Here is an 18,270-nt window from a genome sequence, read left to right on the forward strand (position 1 = left end):
GACTAGTAAAGAGGAGTTTTAGACGATGTTAGGAATGGAAAAGAAACAAATGGTATCAGATCAAATAACGAAACAGCAGACAGTATGGCAAAATAAAAACTTTATTATTTTACTTATTTCTGGGGCAGTGATAGCGTTCGGAAGTAAGATCTATGAACTGACACTTCCCTTAATTCTTTATCATTTCACCAACTCTCCTGTTGTGATGTCTACGATGAGAGGGATTGAATTTTTACCAAACCTATTGTTAGCAATGTTTATAGGGGTTTTAGTAGACCGTGTCCATAAAAAACGCTGGTCTTTATGGATGATCTTTTTACAAGCAAGCATTTTGATAACACTATATCTTTCTATACAATTTTGGCACCCTTCCCTTCTTCTGTTCTATATTTGTGGGTTTTTATTAATGACTTTTAGTTATGCCTTTTTTAACGCACGTGCAAGTATGGTGAAGCAAGCACTTCCGAATGAAATGTTAACGTCAGCAAATGCTTCCTTTAATTTCGTCAGCACCTTTATTGAAATTATGGGACCTGCTCTAACAGGTATCATTCTTATGCTATCCACTTTGCATTTGGGACTATTAATCACTGCAGTATCCTTTTCGTTCGCCTTCATTATTTTGTTATGGTTAAAAACAGACGAAACTCCGAGTTTAGCAGCTAAGGAAGGATTTTGGAAAGAGCTAAAAGAAGGATGGATAGAGCTTATTCATAATAAAGTCCTCTGGTACATCACTATCGCTGTTATCTTTATGAATTCAACCGCAGGCATGGTGGATACCACGATTATTTATTATTCAAAAGATGTTCTTAGGTTAACAGATGGAGAGCTCGGGGTCCTTTTATCATCAGCAGGCATTGGAGGTTTAATCGGGAGTATTATCATCGGAAGAATTCGAAGTAAATGGTCTACCGGTTTTATTACAACCATTACCACCTTATTAATTGGTCTTACGTACTTCCTGATGTACATCGCAAACTCGCCTTTTATGATGGGTGCAGCACTGCTGTTGAACGGCTTGTTTAGTACCATTAGTAGTGTTTGTATTTGGACATTTCGTCAAGAATCTACCCCTCATCACTTAATTGGCAGAATCAGCGGAATTACTGGCTCCATGTTTAAACTAGGTATGCCATTTGCTATCTATGGAGCAGGATGGATCTCCGCACTCGTGCATCCAAACATAGTGTTCCTGCTGGCATGTATTGGAGATGTCCTTATATTTCTATTTTGTCGTTTTAGTTTATTATGGAAAAAGTAAAAACTGTGTGCCGAAAGGTTTTCACACAGTTTTTTACTTTTTATTTAGACCATTTTCACCTTAATATCTTCCGCACATACTTTGCGAAACTTTACGAAGCTTCCAATCCTCCAAACAGCTATATAAATAAAGGCAAGTTCCATTGTTAATACGGTAAACTCTATATAATCCAAGGTTTTGAAATATTGGCTTAAGGCGACACGAATCGCAATCAGCGCAATAATAACATATTTAAAATTTTTATTTCGTTTTGAATAAACAAGACCATCCTCTCTTACCTCATACGCTGTTTGAGTTAACATAATAACTCCAAACAAAAACCCGAGGGTGCCGGCAATCAACATTTCCCAAGCAACAGGTAAGTGAAATGGTTTTCCTGGTATATTCATTAACTGACTGAAAATAAGGGTATAAACAATACATAAAAGCAAAACGGGGGCGAGAATCCCAAGACCATTACCTTTAATTGGCCGACCTCCTCTTTTTACTCTTATAAAAATGATTAATCCTATAATAACCGCCATAATTCCAAATGTAATAATGGTTTGCATCTGAACCTCAACCTTTCTTTTTTTTATTTCTGCTCTTTTTTATATTGCTATTATAATTAAGGAACATATGTAAATATAAGTGCAATCCTTCACGTTTTCCATATGAGAAATTTCATGAATTAGACTCCGATTGATGCAAATGATCATTAGAAAGGATTCCAACAAAGGACGGAATCCTTTCTAATGGAAAACTCAAAGAAGAATGATGACTTATGGAGAAGTTATTATTCTTTTTTCTATTGCTTTAAAATTTTTTGCCTTTTACCAAGGTGTAATGAAGTTAATCTAAATTAGTTTATATCACTATTCCTTCAAAATCCCCCTTATCATAGTCTATTAATAAAATCATTGCGATTTTACGCTCATTTTTTTATTAATGCGGGGTAGAAAAAATGAAAATTAGTGAAAATATACAGACGGAAATTAACAGGTTAATACAACATATTAAGGAACATCAATCACAAGATGGAACATGGAGATATTGCTTCGAGAGCGGCCCAATGACCGATGCTTATTTTTTAATGTTGCTACGTTCCCTTGAGTTTGATGATGAGAAGTTAATCTTTAAACTTTATCAACGGCTAATCAATACACAGGAGGCAAATGGAGCTTGGCGGCTGTTTGAGGATGAGGAGGGCAATCTATCTGCTACCGTGGAGGCCTATGCAGCATTATTATATTCAGGATTTGTAGATGCCAATGACGAAAACATGAAAAAGGCTGAAGAATTCATTCTCGCGCATGGTGGATTAGAAAATATCCATCCCACCACCAAGTTTATGCTTGCCTTGCATAATCTCTATCCATGGCCCGGTCACTTTCCTCTTCCGCTTGTTCTGATGAATTTACCATCTTTTTTATCATTAAGCTTTTATCAATTCAGTTCCTATATAAGAGCCCATTTAGCTCCTATTTTAATTCTTGGCCATAAAAGATATACAATTAAAAATGATTGGACACCTGATATATCCCATTTATATCTACATTCAAAATCTAAAAAAATAAAAAGGAAACTATCCTCAGTCTTTTCTCGACTTCTCCCAATCAATCTATTTCCCAAATCCGCCATAAAAAAGGCTGAAAAGTATATGCTCGGTAGTATTGAAAGTGATGGTACCCTATATAGCTATGCCAGCGCAACGTTTTATCTTGTCTATGCATTACTTGCACTCGGGTTTAAGCCGAGTTGCCCTTATATTCAACATGCCACTGATGGCTTGAAATCTATGCTATTTGAAGCAGACGGAGAACTTCATTTGCAAAACTCTCCATCTACCATATGGGATACAGCATTATTAAGTTATGCATTACAGGAAGCAGGTGCAAGCCTTGAGAATCCTGCAGTAAAGTCCTCTGTCCAGTACCTGCAATCCATTCAACAATTAGATGCGAAAAATATGCCTGTCGGCTGGGGCTTTTCCGAAAGTAATACGATTCATCCGGATATTGATGACACACAAGCAGCCCTTAGAGCCATTTCACGATTAGCATCAGAAGATCCGCAATGTAGAAGGGCTTGGAATGCCGGGGTTAATTGGTTGCTATCCATGCAAAATGATGATGGCGGATGGGGGGCATTTGAGAGAAACCAATACAAAGCAATGATTCGCTTATTCCCTATTGAAAATTTTAAAGATACAGCCATTGATCCTTCCACCGCAGATTTAACAGGAAGAACGTTAGATTTTCTCGGAAACTATGTAAATATGACCGTTTCACATTCGAAAGTAAATTCCGGCGTCCAGTGGTTAATAAAACATCAAGAAAAAAATGGTTCTTGGTACGGACGGTGGGGAGTATCCTATATTTACGGTACGTGGGCAGCTATTACAGGAATGAGAGCTGTGGGAGTAACTGCTGAACATTCTTCCATTCAAAAGGCTGTCCAGTGGCTAAAGACAATCCAACAATTAGACGGAGGCTGGGGAGAATCATGCAAAAGTGATAAAGAAAGATCCTATGTCCCCCTTCCATATTCCACAGTTGTGCAAACCTCCTGGGCCGTAGATGCTTTAATCTCCGTATCGGAAGTATCTACACCGGAAATCGAACGAGGTATTCGTTTTTTAACAAATTATCATTCGACAAAATCGTTAATGTATCCAACAGGTGCTGGATTACCAGGGCATTTTTATATTAATTACCATAGCTATCATTTAATTTGGCCATTGGTTACCTTAAGTCATTATCAACAAAAATTTATTAGATAGCTTTAAAACATATGCTTATTTTTAGGACAATGACTCAATTTAAAATGTCTACGGGTTTATGCCGTTTTCTCTCTCATAGACTGCTCATAATCTAAATAAAGCATAATAAAATGCTTGAAATGAAACACAGCTAGGGGGGAGAAAATGGCGTATATTGATCCGTATTTGATGAATACTTTTCGAGGGAGGATTAGAGATCCTAGATGTTTTGCCCGTTGTTGCGGTGTTCTAAGACGTTGTGGTAATTTAAGAAGTCCCGCAGGTGCATACGGTTTGGTTGATGGACTATCCCGTGCATGTGGGGTTCCAGTTAACGCAGCACAAAGACATAACGCAGCACAGTGGTTAATGGGCTGTGGTGTTGATCCACGGAATCCAATGCACCGCAGACAAATGTGGAATATGGTTAGGGGTGGATGGTAAACATTTATTTCATGACTGCTTTCTAACATTTTTGTCTACTCTTTATTTTTGCTTATTTTTTATATGTGGGGACTCACCTTCGTCCCCACTTTTTCTTTTATAAAGTAATATTAACAACTGTCCCATGTCTAAGGGAACTTTCGATTTTAATATCACCATCATGAGCCTGAATAATATCCTTGGCAATAGCCATTCCTAATCCTGATCCTTTATGTGCCTCTCCCGTATTTGTTCCACGATAATAACGGTCAAAAATACGGTCAAGATCTTCTTTCTTTATGCCTTTCCCATCATCTTTAATGACAATAAGTACTCGATCTGTTTTCTCGATAGATACCATTATATGAACATCCTCGTTATTATGAACAATCGCATTATAAATTAAATTATTGATAGCTCTACGAATTAATAATTCATCCATCTCGATGTCGATTTTTTCTTCGTCAAACTGGTAGTCAATATTTCTATTGGAGTACTTCGCATCATTCAAAATATCAATCACGATGCTTCTTAATAAAGCAACAAGGTTTATCCTTTTTTTCGTTAAGGAAAGCTCCTTATTTTTTAGCCTTGTTGATAAATTTAAATCTTCAATAACCTCTTTTAAGTATTGAGACTTTCGTTCAATGATTTCTGCGTATTCTCTCATTTCCTCAATTGTAAAATGGTAGTCCATATCTTTCATCATTTCTGCATAGCCTTGAATAGAGGCGAGTGGTGTTTTAATATCATGTGAGATGTTTCCAATCCACTCTTCTTTCATTTGATCTAATTTCTTTCTTTCGTTTTCATTCGCTTTTAATTGAAAGGATAAATGATTTACATTATAAAAAACATCTTTATAGACTCCACTAGGTGGATAGTGAATATCGTATTCTTTATTAGCTAATTTTTTAATTCCATCAATTAAAGTATTAATTGGTTTGGTTAGCCTTTTACTAAATAAGTAACCGATAAATAGAGCGATTAAGCTATCAATAAAAATCAATGTACCTCCGCCTACCTTGAATAAATGTGCGATATCTCGATAATCATAGGATACAACGATTCTTTGAATGTTACGGTTCTTAAATCCAATAAAATAACTATATTTTTTGTGATTTACCTTTTTTTCGCCAATAAATACAAGAGTGTCGCCATCGATCTCTCGATATTTATATATTTGGATAATATCTAAAGGAGTATATTTTTCCTTTAGGTTTGTCGGTATTCGATAACCGAATAATTCCTTACCGTTATCATCTAATATTTGTACCCAGGCATTCTTTTTAATGAGCTCTTTCTTTCCTTTATTGGTAAGGGTAATATGCTCATTTGAAATGATGATTTGCTTTTGAAACACTCTTGTAAAAGCTTCTGCAGAAGTTTCATTATTATGGAGCGCCGAATGATTTACATATGCTTGAACAATGAAAAAACCTAATAGGATGAAAATATTAATAAATACAACTAGAATCACAACGATTACGACAGAAAACAGAAATCTTCCGGTTAATTTCCATTTCATAAACTATTCTTCCTTTATGACAAGCTTATACCCTAAGCCTTTTACCGTGACTAAGTACTCTGGGTTGGAGGGCTGCTCTTCGATTTTTTCACGTAACCTTCTGATATGAACCATAATCGTATTGTCAAACCCAAAAAAATCTTCTCCCCATACTTTATCGCAAATACTTTCTTTACTAATAATTTGGTTTGGGTGCCTAAGTAAATGGCTCATGATTCCAAGCTCTTTCGGTTTTAACTCGATTATTTTTCCATTCTTTTTTAATTCTGCACTTTGTTCATTTAACTCGAATGGACCTAACTTTATGATTGGAGTTACTTCGGTTTCTTGTAGATAATCGGATCTCCGTAACTGTGCTTTTACACGATAGGCAACTTCCTTCGGGCTAAATGGTTTGGTTATATAATCGTCTCCACCGATAGCAAATCCTACAATTTTATCAATTTCTTCTGATTTTGCTGATAAAAATAAAATAGGTACTTTCGATATCATTCTAATTTGTTTACACACATCATAGCCTTCTCCATCAGGAAGCATGATATCTAGCAATACAATATCAGGCTGTGTTTGTTGAAATTGGTTCCAACCATCCTTAGCTGTTGTCGCAGTAATGATATTCTCCAATCCTTCTTTTTGCAAAACGGTTTTGAGTAGTCTTAACAGATCTTCTTCATCATCTATGATTAACACCTTTTTATTTATAAAAGACATCGATTTTCCTCCTCATTGTCGTATCCATTATATAGAAGAGAGAACCTAAATTAAAATCAGGTTCTCTACTTGTCCAAATTATTTAACTTAGTAATTACTTCAATTTTTCTTTCACCTTATTAGGTATGTCTTTCAGCTTTACTTCTTGGTATGAGGTAACACCTTTTTCTCCTTTAATAAACAAGTTTAAATATGCTTTTTCGCGAAGCTGTTTAATAGCTGTAAAGCTGACTTGTTTTTCGTTACCATTCTTGTCGTATGCAGGTAAAGTATATTTATATGATACATATTCTTGGCCATTATCTGCTTTGTCTGTTATTTTTTCACCTGCACCTTTAATTTGAACATAATAGTTATCTGCACCAATTCGATTTATATTTACATGTTGAATAAATAAAATAAATCCAATGATCAATATAATAATAATTCCAGGAATCATAAATTTTTTCATTTTATATCCACCACTTTCTACTTATTTTGTTTTGGTCACGATTTTGAAATAAGAATGGACGGTTAGAAAATAATACACAATATAAATACATGTATAGATACCCATACAAATCATGACAGGGATGACTAGATTCGTAAGCATTAGTTTAGATAATGCCGTTAAGGCAACTGCACAATGTGCCATTCCAGCTATCAAAGGTAAAGCAAAGATAAACAAGACCTGTTTAGATATTGTTTTTTTCATCTCTCTTTTCTTCACACCAATTTTGTAGAGAATTTCATAGCGTCCTTTATCAGAATTTGCTTCTGTCAGTTGTTTAAAGTAAATGATACTGCCTGTTGCCGCTAAGAAAACAAGGCCTAGAAATCCACCCATGAAAATCATTAGGCCTGACGATTCTAAGCCTGCTGAATAATTCTCATAAAAGTTAGAGAATGCCGCTTCTTCCGGTAAGATCGTTTGAACTTTTTTGGTTAATTGTTTGGCATGATCTTCATTGGTAATACTGAACACTTCCATATTGATAGGCTTTATTTCTTTTTCTAATTTCGCAAATAGGTCATCACTGACTACAATGGTTGAAGAAGCTGTATACATATTGAGGACACTGTATTTCTTTAAGCTTTTAAAAGTTATATTTTCATCATGTTTTTTGATATCTAAAGAAATAGTTGCGCCTACATATTTTGGTGACATCCCTTCCATATTCATTGGATCCAAAGCCGTAGCCTCATTTCCATGTAATGATAGGAGATCACTTCTTTTTTGCTCTTTTGCTAGTTTGTTAAAGCTGCTATTAGCAATAATCGTATATGCCTTTTTATTATCCGAGAATTTATCATTGAGACCTGTAATATCTGCCTCCACTTGAAGGGTTGGCAATGTTTCATGGTATTCCACTTGATGATTTTTACTGCTCATCACAAGCTGATTCACTTGCTTTGTTGCGCTTTTATCGGAATCAATAAACATCATGCTATTTGGATTGGATTTTTCCGCCATGCTTCGATTGTTGTAATACAAGCTATAAGCTGTTCCAACCGCTGTTAATGTGGTAGCACTCAAAACGGAAATAATGGTTAATGTACGTGCATTTCCTTTAATTCGATATAGAAGCTGTGATGTTCCTATTAAATTAATACCCTTCCAATAGGTTTTTTTGTTTTTCCTTGCTATTTTTAATAAAAAGACCGTTAATGTACTGAACAAGAAATAGGTTCCAAGGATAACTGTAAATAAAATTACTAGTGGCGTCATCATAAAACCTAATGTTTTCCAGACACTTGAAGTCACTAGATTTTGTAAAGCAACCCAATAACCAAAGCCGATTAAAATAATTGATAGAAAAGCAATGACAAGAGATGCTTTCGGCTCTTTTTCACCTTCTTTATCAGCCTGGAATAATTCAATTAATTTAAAGCGATAGATTAATCGGTATCCCTGTAGCGAAGTAATCAAGGTAGTAATTAAGAAAACGACAATCGTGTTCATGATTGCTGCAAAAGAGATAGAGAATGTTGCAATGGCATTATAGCCCATGACCATCATAAGAAGTCCTACAAAACCCTTTGAAAGAATGGATCCTAATGCAATTCCGATAATAAGTGCAAGAATCCCCATAATAAAATTCTCATAAAAAAGCATACGACCAATTTGTTTTTTACGAACTCCTAATAAGGAATAGAGTCCTACCTCTTTTTTTCGTTTTCGGGTAAAAAAGGAGTTAGAATACCATATAAAAATAGCCACGAAAATCATTAATACGACAGCCGCTCCACTAAACGCTGAACCAATTTTTGGTGATGAATCAGATGTAGCCTGAATCGTTTTATCATATTTTAATGAAACGAATGTAAAGTATATGACAATACTAAAGATCATGGATGCAAAGTATAAAAAATAATTAGTGAAATTTTTAATAATATTTTTTCTTGCTATACTAAATAACGTCATTATGCCCACCTCCAAGTGAAGCGAGAACATCTAATATGGTTTGGAAGAATTCCTTGCTAGATTGTTGTTCTTTTCGAAGTTCCGTAAACAATCTCCCATCTTTAATAAATAGAACTCGTTTACAGAAACTAGCTGCATATGCATCATGGGTAACCATCATAATCGTAGATCGGTTCTTTTCATTTAAACTGCTTAAGCTTACAAGCAAGCTAGTAGCAGATTTTGAATCTAACGCACCCGTTGGCTCGTCAGCTAATATTAAACTTGGATTGGCAATGATAGCGCGTGATGCAGCCACTCTTTGCTTTTGACCACCCGAAATATGATATGGATATTTATTTAATATTTCACGTATCCCAAAGGTATCAGCGATTTTCTCCACGCGTTTTTCAATTTCGTTAGCGGAAACTTTTGATAATGCTAGAGGCAATAAAATATTTTCTTTTACAGTTAAGGTATCTAGTAAGTTATAATCTTGGAAAATAAATCCTAGCTTATTCCGTCTGAAATCAGATAATTGTTCTTCGTTCATTTTCACGATATTTTGTCCATCGATGATAACATCGCCTGATGATGGAGTATCTATGGTAGAAAAAATATTTAATAGTGTAGATTTTCCCGCACCAGATGGACCCATAATTCCGACAAACTCACCTTCTTGAATATCTATATTAATATCTTTAAGTGCCGTATACACCGTTCCCTTAGCACCAAAAACTTTTTGTACATTTATAGCTGTTAAGATTGTTTTCATGTGATATCTCCTATTAAAATCTGACTTAAGCAATCTTGCCTACAAAAGTGAGTATACCCTTCGAAGCTTAACCTATTTTAATATGAACCTTACATAAACCTTAAAGATGGAAATAAAAATGAAAAAGAGTGAAGCTAAAAGCTTCACTCTTACTAAAAAACAAGCTATTTTACAAAAGGATTATAAAAACGATTGCCATCATGAAATGTAATAATCAAGGTAGCAGCTAAAATACATGTACCTAAAGTAATAGTAATATAATCCGCTCGTTTAAAAGGTTTACTACTATACCATGTACGTCTTTTATTTTTTCCAAAGCCTCGCAGTTCCATCGCATTCGTAATTACCTCAATACGATCCAAGCTCGACAAAATCAATGGAATAATAATAGATATTACATTTTTTATCCTTTTTATCAGTTTTTCTTTCTTGGAAAGATCTATACCTCGTGCCTGTTGTGATTGGGCTATATTTCGAAAATCTCGTTGAATTTCCGGAATATAGCGAAGTGCGATAGAAACTGCATAGGCAATTTTATACGGAACACCGATCCTATTTAAAGAGGCAGCAAACTCACTTGGATGTGTCGTTACAATAAAAAGAAGTGCCGCAGGAATCACAACAAAATATTTAATCGTTATATTAAACTGATAAAAAAGCTGCTCTAAGGTGATATTATATCTCCCAGCTATTTCAAATAATACATGGCTTGTTCCATAAATTTGGACACCCTCTTGCGGGGAAAAAATATAAATAGCGATATTATTTAAAAATAAAAAGAATAGTATAAATAGCAATACGAAAGAAACCTCATAAAGACGAATCTTTGAAACAATAAAGAAAGCTATACTAATGAATAATAAACATAATAATACTCTAGTATCATATGTTAGCATGGCTGCAGTTGACCACATGATAAAAAGGATAAGTTTGGTTGCACCTGAAAGAGCATGTACTGGCGATTTACGGTTAATATAAGAGAGCATCTCTACTGCCATGTCTTTCTGACCCCCTTATCATAATCAATAAATCTCTCCACAAACTCTTGCGGATCCGGGAAATCGGCACGAACTGCTAATTCATATAAGGATGTTTCCTTTAAATTTGCTTTTTCAACTAATTGTTTATTCGTAAGTACATGGGCAGCAGAATCAGTTGCAATAAGTTTTCCATCAGCTATCACGATTGCTCTCGGCGTATACTCAAGCATAAGATGCATATCGTGAGTAATCATCAAAATGGTTACCCCTCGGCTGTTTAGCTCTACTAAAAATTCCATAATATCTGTATACGCACGAAGATCTTGACCAGCAGTCGGTTCATCGAGTATCAAAATCTCTGGATTTAGAACTAAAATAGATGCAATCGTAACTCGCTTCTTTTGCCCGAAGCTTAAAGCAGAAATTGGCCAATTTCGATAAGGATACAGTCCACAAACTTGTAATGTTTTCTCAACCCGCTCCTTTATTTCCTTTTCAGGAACACCGCGTGTTACAAGGCCCATAGCTACTTCATCAAAAATCATATGCTTTGATATCATTTGGTTCGGATTTTGCATGACCATTCCGATTCTTTCCGCCCGCTCTTTAATGGTATCCTTTGTAATATCCTTTCCATCAAAAAGAATTTTTCCAGACCTTACTTTTTCAAATCCGCAAATTAGCTTAGACAAGGTGGATTTGCCTGCACCATTCTTGCCGACAATACTGACCATTTCTCCTTTATTAACGGAAAAAGAAATTTCCTGTAATGTATCCTTACCAGCATGATACCCGAATGTCAGATTCTCCACTTCTAAAATTGGTGCACTTTTACCTTGTACATTTGGCCGCTCTGTTTTCGCAAACCATTGATGTAATTTTTCTTTGCATGAATGGATATCTAGAGCTTCCAATTGTGCAGGATGCATGTCCTTCGTTATATTACAGCTAGCATATTTCATTGCTTTTACATACAGTGGTTCACGAATATAATTTTCCTCTAAAATATGGGAGGCTAATAATTCATCCGGTGTTGAATCACTTACAATCCTTCCCTCATTCATCACAATAATTCGATCAACATTACGATGTAAAACATCCTCCAAACGATGTTCCACGATAATAACCGTTGTATTGGTTTCTCTTTTTATGCGATCAATCAGTTCGATTGCATGCTTTCCTGTTGCAGGATCAAGATTTGCTAAAGGTTCATCAAAAAGCAGAATATCAACCTTATCTACCATTACCCCTCCGAGTGATACTCGTTGTTTTTGTCCACCGGAGAGCTCATGAATAGAGGCATCTAAATAGCCCTCCATTTCGATAAGTTTCGAAACGTCGACGACTTGATCGATCATCTGCTCTTGAGATACACAGTCGTTTTCTAAAGCAAAAGCAATATCTTCGCCAACCGATAAACCAATAAATTGTCCATCAGGGTCTTGTAAAACGGTACCAACCATTTTGGAGATAGCAAACAGATCTAATTCCTTTGTTTCCTTATTATTTATTTTAAGACTTCCTTGTATCTCCCCGGTATAAGAAAAGGGAACAAGCCCATTGATACAATGAGCCAGTGTACTTTTTCCAGAACCTGAAGGGCCTACAATTAATACTTTTTCCCCTTCCAATATCGTTAGATTAATATCGTGAAGAGTCGGTTCTGCTTGACTTCGGTATTTAAAAGTAAAGTTTTCAAAAGAAATAATGGCTTGTTTCATCAAAGTACTCCCTATAATTCTAGTTCTATTTCATTACATATCCTTTGTCAGACTTCCTGTTTTGCTGCGCGTTTTTGCATAGGCAAGTAATAATATCGTCCCAATTACACCAACAGTTACAATATTCGATGTCCCTGCGACCAATCCTTGTACATATACTTTATTGGATGGTTCTGCATAAATTAAGACGTCTAATGATGGCGCAATGAGGAACCAACCTATTGCTTGCACAATAGCTTGCACAATGTTAAACGTCACAATTTGTTTCACTCCAAAGACACCTGATTCAATATTGATTTTCTTAGACACTAGACCAATAAAAAATCCAACAAATGCGGAAACAATTACCCAGCTCCACCAAACAGATCCAAAGAATATCGCATCTTTTAGAGCGTGACCAATTAATCCAATCAATCCTCCTGCAATTGGTCCAAAAACAATCGTCATTAATGCTAGAAAGGCATATGAAGTTTCAATGGAAGTATTAGCTATTCCACTTGGAATGGATGCGGCCTTCCCTAATACAGCAAAAACGGCTGCTCCTATACCGATTGCAACAATCGTTTTAACAGATAATCCTTTTCTTTTCATCTATTCTTCCCCCTCTGAATTTTTTTAGTTTTCAAACTTTCGATTTCTAATTATAGCTGATTTTCGGGACTTTGCGAATAGTGATTTTCCAATTCGCTCCCGTGGAAATATGATACGCTTTAGCAAATGACCCTTGATTAATAGCGACCCCTAAATTATCTAGCGAATTCACATAAAGCAACGGTTCACCTAAATGGGTATCAGCGAAGCATCGACCAAAGGTCATAATGTTTTTATAAACTTGGCGAGTATTATTATCGATGGTTACTTGTAAGGAATCGCCATATGATATTCCCGCTTTTTCAAATAATTTCCGGCTTATATTTGTCCAAAGGTTACCGAAACGAATATCTAAAATATCGATAGTACCAGTAATTAGATCTCCCTGTAGGGTAGGATCAGATAAAGGCAGTTCAACAAGGTCATCCACATTTACAATTTGGCCAACCTCCTCAAAAGAAATAATATTTGCAGCCAAACGGGCACCAGTGTATGCGTAGACATCTCTGCCATGAAATGTGTACGATTCTCCTGAGTTTGGCAAACGATTTATCGATTCATCTATTTCACGCGCCTCAACAATCCCAATATTCTGTTTGATATGTGTGATAGTTCCATTATCTGGTGTAATGATATAACGGTTATCGGCTGTCTTTGCAACAATACTTAATCGATCAGATCCAACTCCTGGATCTACAACGGAAACAAATACCGTTTCTTCTGGCCAATATGAGGTCGTTTGATAGAGACGATATGAACCTTCCCATATATTGTATTGTGGAATATCATGTGTTAAATCAAATATTTTTAGGGAAGAATCGACGGATATGGCTACTCCATACATCGCACATACCGCACCATCACTTTTACCAAAGTCTGTTTGAAGAACTAAATTTTTTCCCATTTTCTTTCCTCCTTTTTTGTTTATAAAAAATAAAAAACCACGCCATTATCAATAATTGATAAGGACGTGGTTGGAATCAACGTGGTACCACCTTACTTCACTGCATGCTCACACATACAGTCTCATCAAGTACATAAGTCATAAGGACTCTTTATACTGTGGTATGGATAACGAGTACCAAATCTCGTCGGAACCTACTAGTATCAATGGCTCTTTTCTTAAACGGTTGCTTATATTATCGAAAGCACACATTTAATTCAAAAAGCTAAACTTGATACGTTCAGCACGAAACTCAGAGGCCATTGTTCAGATTTCTATTTTTTGCTTCTTTTCAGCTACCGAAGCTCTCTTTGTAAAAATATTGAAATCTTACTTTTCTCTTCATCGTTTTTAAAAGGTTTTTTCATATTCTGTTTTAATATTATCGTTATTATACGGAACAATATTTGACAATGCAAGAGTAAATTTAAAATAGTGTGAATTTAGCCATTTGTGTGGGATTCATTTCGTAGCGGAGAATTAATAAAAAAATAGAAAAAAATAGATGAAAAAAATATGGTCAGCTAAGCCACCACAGCATCAACACCTAAAATAAAAAACGTTGCTTTTATGTGTCCACTAGTGGTGCCTGACACCATTAATGACACCACCATTTTAATGGTGGTGATCTGTGTGGCCTTTTTTAGGGTTGGTAATAACAAATTCTTCTTCAGGAACAAAGAAAAATTGAATCCAAACTCCATCCAGGTATTCCGCATCCCGCTTGTCTAATAGGATATCAATGCCTTTATCCGTCTTTACAATTTCATCGTGCTCTGTTTGGTTATCGAATTGTAAAGCATAATGTGCATGATCTCCGTGCATCTCAGTGATAATAACACGAAGCATTTTCCCTTCTGATTCTTCATCATTCAACATCTTGTTCATGATTTTTGCTGCGTTACGGTTTATTTTCACCTGCATGGATAAGACCTCGATTCTAATTCATTCATTTACTATATATTCCATTATTTTATCACAATAGTGTAAAAGAAAAACATGATAAGATCCTAAAAATCCACCTTATACATATTAAGTTTTGTGAAAAGTAAAGACCCTTTATTCATTAAAGGGCTATTACAACTTTTATTATTATTTTACTGGAATCCAAATTTCTGAGTAATACTCAGGCTGATACGCATCATCTTCAGGATAAACTTCTAGTTCAGGAGTCCCTGCATGTTTGTAACCACTGGACGGAAACCATTCTGTGAAAATCTTTTCCCATGTTTTTTGCATTGCTTCTGGCATTGGTCCATGTACTTCAAAAACAGCCCAATTAGAAGCAGGAATTTCCAAGCTAAGCATATCCTTAGGCGTTTCTCCTTCATATGCAGCCCCTATCCAATAATCTATTTTCTTTGCTTCCGTCGAACTGTTATCCACACAAACACCTAGAACACCTTTGACCGGACCATTATTCAGACTACCTAATAGCCTGCTCGTACCATCCGCATTTACCTCTTCCCAAAACTTTGGGATTTCAATCAAATTTTCATTATTTTCGACAGAATACTCTCGTTTGATACCTACTACTTGGAACGCATCCTTCTCCACAATACTATATTTCACTGGTTCTACCCCTTTCAGACTCACCTGAATCGTCAGGCGGTTATAAGATTGCAGCTTCCCAATCCCTTTTCTTACTTCACTCGGTGACACACCATGCTGCCTGCGAAAGGCTTTGGTGAAAGCCTCGGGAGTATCGTAGCCATATTTGAAGGCTAGATCGATGATTTTTTCATTAGTTCTAGATAATTCTTCTGCGGCCAGTGTTAGACGGCGACGACGTATATATTCCCCTATCGATGTATTTGTCAAAACAGAAAATGTTCGTTGAAAATGAAACACGGATACATTCGCTTGTTTGGCAATATCATCGATACGAAGAGAGTCTAATAAATGTTTTTCTATATAGTCGATAGCCCTCTGTAATGACTCAACCCAAGCCATATTACTCCCCCACTCCTTAGTTCTATCCTAACATCTGAATATCCTTCTATCCTGTCTGTTTGTGCTTTATGATGGCAGTATTTGATAATCCCTAAAATAATAGATTCTTCCTTTCCATCCCCTTTATAAAGACTTCTTATAGTATCGGAAGGGTAAGCGTTACTTTTGTGCCTATGCCGGTTTTGGATATAAGAATGGAAGGCATGAAAAGATTTGTACATGAAATGTATACGAGATATTGATACAATTTTATCTTGTTGGTATACCCCGAACTATTGGTATTGGGTGGTTATCTAAGGAGTTTAAAATCGTTTTATATATTAAATTATTTATCATTAAAAAGTCATTAAAATAGAAAATTATCTACATAAATTATATTTAGTTTAAAACTATTCATTTTTTCTAGCTATTTTTGATTATATTTTACAATGTTTATCCTCATTTTGAAATAATCCATATTCATTTTATCTTAAATAGAACATAGTCATCTTCCCTGCAAGTGATTATTAGAAATAAGAAAAGCACGCAGTAAAACTGCATCTCAATTGTTTGGCCAACTAAAAATTGGGATGTAGTTCACTATCGTGCTTTTTTTACATTTAACTCTTCGTTAAATACCTCTCCTTCCCTATACAGGCTACACAACACTATTTTTTATTGAAGGAGTGTCAATTACATCAGGATCAATTAAATAATCTATTGGAATAGATGTCGGAGATAAATCACCATTTACTTCCCCAAAACCCTGATTACGCTTATATGTGGTAAATTGGTCTATATATTGAATAGGACCTACATTCACCACTGATGCATTATCAACATTATTAACTTTGAACCCCAGGAGATTTAAAGCGAAAGGAGTAATAAACACCATTTTTATACCTCCTTATAAACATAAACCTATATTATGCTATTCTTTACAGAAGGTGTATCTATGAAATCACAATCAATAGCAGTTGTAACAGGGAAAAAGACTGGGGAGAAGTCACCATTCACTTCTCCAGTTCCTTGATTTCGTTTATAAGAAACGAATACATCAATGTGTTGGCTAGCACCCATATTAACAACGGAGGCATGATCCACAATATTTATTTTAAAACCTTGCAGGTTTATCTCCACTGGGGCAAAATTCATAGATTACCTCCTAATCTAAAGAATGCAACTGTCCATTTACTCAATATTGGATTGTTTTGTTCCGAAAAAATCTAAAATATCATCATCAATTATTTCACTTGCGTTAATAAATTGAACACTGCCATCGGAAAATTGTTGTCCGAATGCTTGATTTAGTTTTTCACTGACATTTTTATTTACTTGAAATGTTGATCCTAAAGAAACGCTACTTAAATGAGAAGCGTTAACAATAATTAAATCACTAAGATTTATCCGTGTCGGGTTAAATTTCATATCTCATTTCCCTTCCCAAAGACTAAAAGAATTATTTAATATTATGTAAAGCAGAGGAATAATATTCTGTATAACTTTTTTATTTCCTGTCCTGCTTTTATCATTAGGGATTTTATATACTACTGTGAGATATATGATTTCCTAAGAACAAAGGCGCAAGAGCCCCTTGTCCATCGGAGTACGGATTTCGTAGTCTTCGATGCAAGATTTAGGAACCCGTGCTGAGGTAGTTCACGAGCTATTGAAATTGGCACTTCAAATTTCACTTGATGTTGACTTATCGTAGGGAGAAGACGGAGAAATCCGCTAGCCGACAGGCGCTGAAGGACAATCTAATTCTAAAAGTCTAGAAGTGTATTTTTCTTTTGGAATATGACTTATCCATTGATAAAGTCGATCGCATTGAGGGTGTACAAACTTTTTATATAGAGGCATCACGATTATGCAGCGTACCATCTAAATCAAATAAAACAGCTTTAATCATTTTGCTTCGTTCCCTTTCAAGCGTTTAAAATATACAACCGTTTTTCATCCACTTCCCGAACACTTTCTAAGAAATACATTAGATTAATGCCCAAACCATTTAGGTTTTATTGAATACCATTTAATAACGGGATATAAAGGAGGGGAATTATGTCATCTAATAAGAAACGTGAAAAAGTTATTCATGTCGACAATCTTGTCATCCATGCTAAAAATGTGGAGATTATTCAAGAGCATCAAGAGAATCACACTCCACCTCAACCAGAGAGAAGAAATCCATGGGATTTCTTCTGGAGAGGCCAGCAAAGAGTTCAAGAAAGTACGGAAATGTCCTCTGAGAACACCACTACAGAACAACACTAATCAAA

At 35.4% G+C, this 18,270-nt stretch carries 19 protein-coding genes; 4 read left to right on the forward strand and 15 right to left on the reverse strand.

The annotated features are described in order from the left end of the window. The first annotated feature begins 25 nt into the window (after positions 1-25). The gene (locus AC3WJF_RS11670) at positions 26-1,264 is read left to right on the forward strand and encodes an MFS transporter (RefSeq protein ID WP_492452310.1); all 1,239 of its coding nucleotides are present in this window, start codon (positions 26-28) and stop codon (positions 1,262-1,264) included. Between the two features lie 44 nt (positions 1,265-1,308). Here AC3WJF_RS11670 and AC3WJF_RS11675 read toward each other — a convergent pair whose 3' ends face one another. After that, complete coding sequence (locus AC3WJF_RS11675) at positions 1,309-1,815, reverse strand: CcdC protein domain-containing protein (RefSeq protein ID WP_492452312.1); 507 nt, start codon at positions 1,813-1,815, stop codon at positions 1,309-1,311. A gap of 392 nt (positions 1,816-2,207) precedes the next feature. Between AC3WJF_RS11675 and AC3WJF_RS11680 the strand changes: the two genes are divergently transcribed. Together AC3WJF_RS11680 and AC3WJF_RS11685 are read left to right on the forward strand one after the other, a co-directional pair. After that, entirely contained in the window at positions 2,208-4,025 is a 1,818-nt protein-coding gene (locus tag AC3WJF_RS11680) for a terpene cyclase/mutase family protein (protein ID WP_492452314.1), read from the forward strand. A 144-nt stretch (positions 4,026-4,169) separates the two neighbouring features. Continuing rightward, entirely contained in the window at positions 4,170-4,448 is a 279-nt protein-coding gene (locus AC3WJF_RS11685) for a hypothetical protein (protein ID WP_492452315.1), read from the forward strand. A gap of 97 nt (positions 4,449-4,545) precedes the next feature. Here the strand turns inward: AC3WJF_RS11685 and AC3WJF_RS11690 are convergent, their stop codons facing one another. The 14 genes from AC3WJF_RS11690 to AC3WJF_RS11755 all read right to left on the reverse strand — a co-directional run bounded on the left by AC3WJF_RS11690 (position 4,546) and on the right by AC3WJF_RS11755 (position 17,419). Then, positions 4,546-5,955, reverse strand: a complete 1,410-nt coding sequence (locus AC3WJF_RS11690; RefSeq protein ID WP_492452316.1) for a sensor histidine kinase — start codon at positions 5,953-5,955, stop codon at positions 4,546-4,548. Between the two features lie 3 nt (positions 5,956-5,958). Further along, a complete protein-coding gene (locus AC3WJF_RS11695; protein WP_492452318.1) occupies positions 5,959-6,666 on the reverse strand; it encodes a response regulator transcription factor in 708 nt (235 codons plus the stop codon). A 94-nt stretch (positions 6,667-6,760) separates the two neighbouring features. Beyond that, positions 6,761-7,117, reverse strand: a complete 357-nt coding sequence (locus AC3WJF_RS11700; RefSeq protein ID WP_492452320.1) for a YxeA family protein — start codon at positions 7,115-7,117, stop codon at positions 6,761-6,763. 21 nt (positions 7,118-7,138) lie between these two features. Further along, entirely contained in the window at positions 7,139-9,070 is a 1,932-nt protein-coding gene (locus AC3WJF_RS11705) for an FtsX-like permease family protein (protein WP_492452322.1), read from the reverse strand. After that, complete coding sequence (locus AC3WJF_RS11710; protein WP_492452324.1) at positions 9,057-9,824, reverse strand: ABC transporter ATP-binding protein; 768 nt, start codon at positions 9,822-9,824, stop codon at positions 9,057-9,059. Before AC3WJF_RS11710 ends, AC3WJF_RS11705 begins: the two co-directional genes overlap by 14 nt. A gap of 164 nt (positions 9,825-9,988) precedes the next feature. Further along, complete coding sequence (locus tag AC3WJF_RS11715; RefSeq protein WP_492452326.1) at positions 9,989-10,822, reverse strand: energy-coupling factor transporter transmembrane component T family protein; 834 nt, start codon at positions 10,820-10,822, stop codon at positions 9,989-9,991. After that, positions 10,813-12,525 (reverse strand): ABC transporter ATP-binding protein, encoded by a 1,713-nt coding sequence (locus tag AC3WJF_RS11720; RefSeq protein WP_492452328.1) that lies wholly within the window; start codon positions 12,523-12,525, stop codon positions 10,813-10,815. Before AC3WJF_RS11720 ends, AC3WJF_RS11715 begins: the two co-directional genes overlap by 10 nt. Positions 12,526-12,558: 33 nt before the next feature. Then, complete coding sequence (locus tag AC3WJF_RS11725; RefSeq protein ID WP_492452330.1) at positions 12,559-13,116, reverse strand: ECF-type riboflavin transporter substrate-binding protein; 558 nt, start codon at positions 13,114-13,116, stop codon at positions 12,559-12,561. Between the two features lie 46 nt (positions 13,117-13,162). Continuing rightward, entirely contained in the window at positions 13,163-14,020 is an 858-nt protein-coding gene (locus AC3WJF_RS11730) for an SAM hydrolase/SAM-dependent halogenase family protein (protein ID WP_492452332.1), read from the reverse strand. 654 nt (positions 14,021-14,674) lie between these two features. After that, positions 14,675-14,983 (reverse strand): iron-sulfur cluster assembly accessory protein, encoded by a 309-nt coding sequence (locus tag AC3WJF_RS11735; RefSeq protein WP_492452334.1) that lies wholly within the window; start codon positions 14,981-14,983, stop codon positions 14,675-14,677. A 168-nt stretch (positions 14,984-15,151) separates the two neighbouring features. Further along, positions 15,152-16,012: an AraC family transcriptional regulator gene (locus AC3WJF_RS11740; protein WP_492452336.1), complete on the reverse strand. Its 861-nt coding sequence runs from the start codon at positions 16,010-16,012 to the stop codon at positions 15,152-15,154. Positions 16,013-16,649: 637 nt separating this feature from the next. Then, entirely contained in the window at positions 16,650-16,886 is a 237-nt protein-coding gene (locus tag AC3WJF_RS11745; protein ID WP_492452338.1) for a spore germination protein, read from the reverse strand. A 26-nt stretch (positions 16,887-16,912) separates the two neighbouring features. Then, positions 16,913-17,146: a hypothetical protein gene (locus tag AC3WJF_RS11750; RefSeq protein WP_492452340.1), complete on the reverse strand. Its 234-nt coding sequence runs from the start codon at positions 17,144-17,146 to the stop codon at positions 16,913-16,915. Between the two features lie 36 nt (positions 17,147-17,182). Continuing rightward, positions 17,183-17,419 carry a hypothetical protein gene (locus AC3WJF_RS11755; RefSeq protein ID WP_492452342.1) on the reverse strand — a complete coding sequence of 79 codons (237 nt, stop codon included), beginning with the start codon at positions 17,417-17,419 and terminating at the stop codon, positions 17,183-17,185. Between the two features lie 633 nt (positions 17,420-18,052). On the opposite strand from AC3WJF_RS11755, the gene AC3WJF_RS11760 reads away from it, so the two are divergent. Further along, complete coding sequence (locus tag AC3WJF_RS11760; RefSeq protein WP_492452344.1) at positions 18,053-18,265, forward strand: hypothetical protein; 213 nt, start codon at positions 18,053-18,055, stop codon at positions 18,263-18,265. Positions 18,266-18,270 lie beyond the last annotated feature (5 nt).

Source organism: Heyndrickxia sp. FW510-T9 (genome assembly GCF_058781025.1).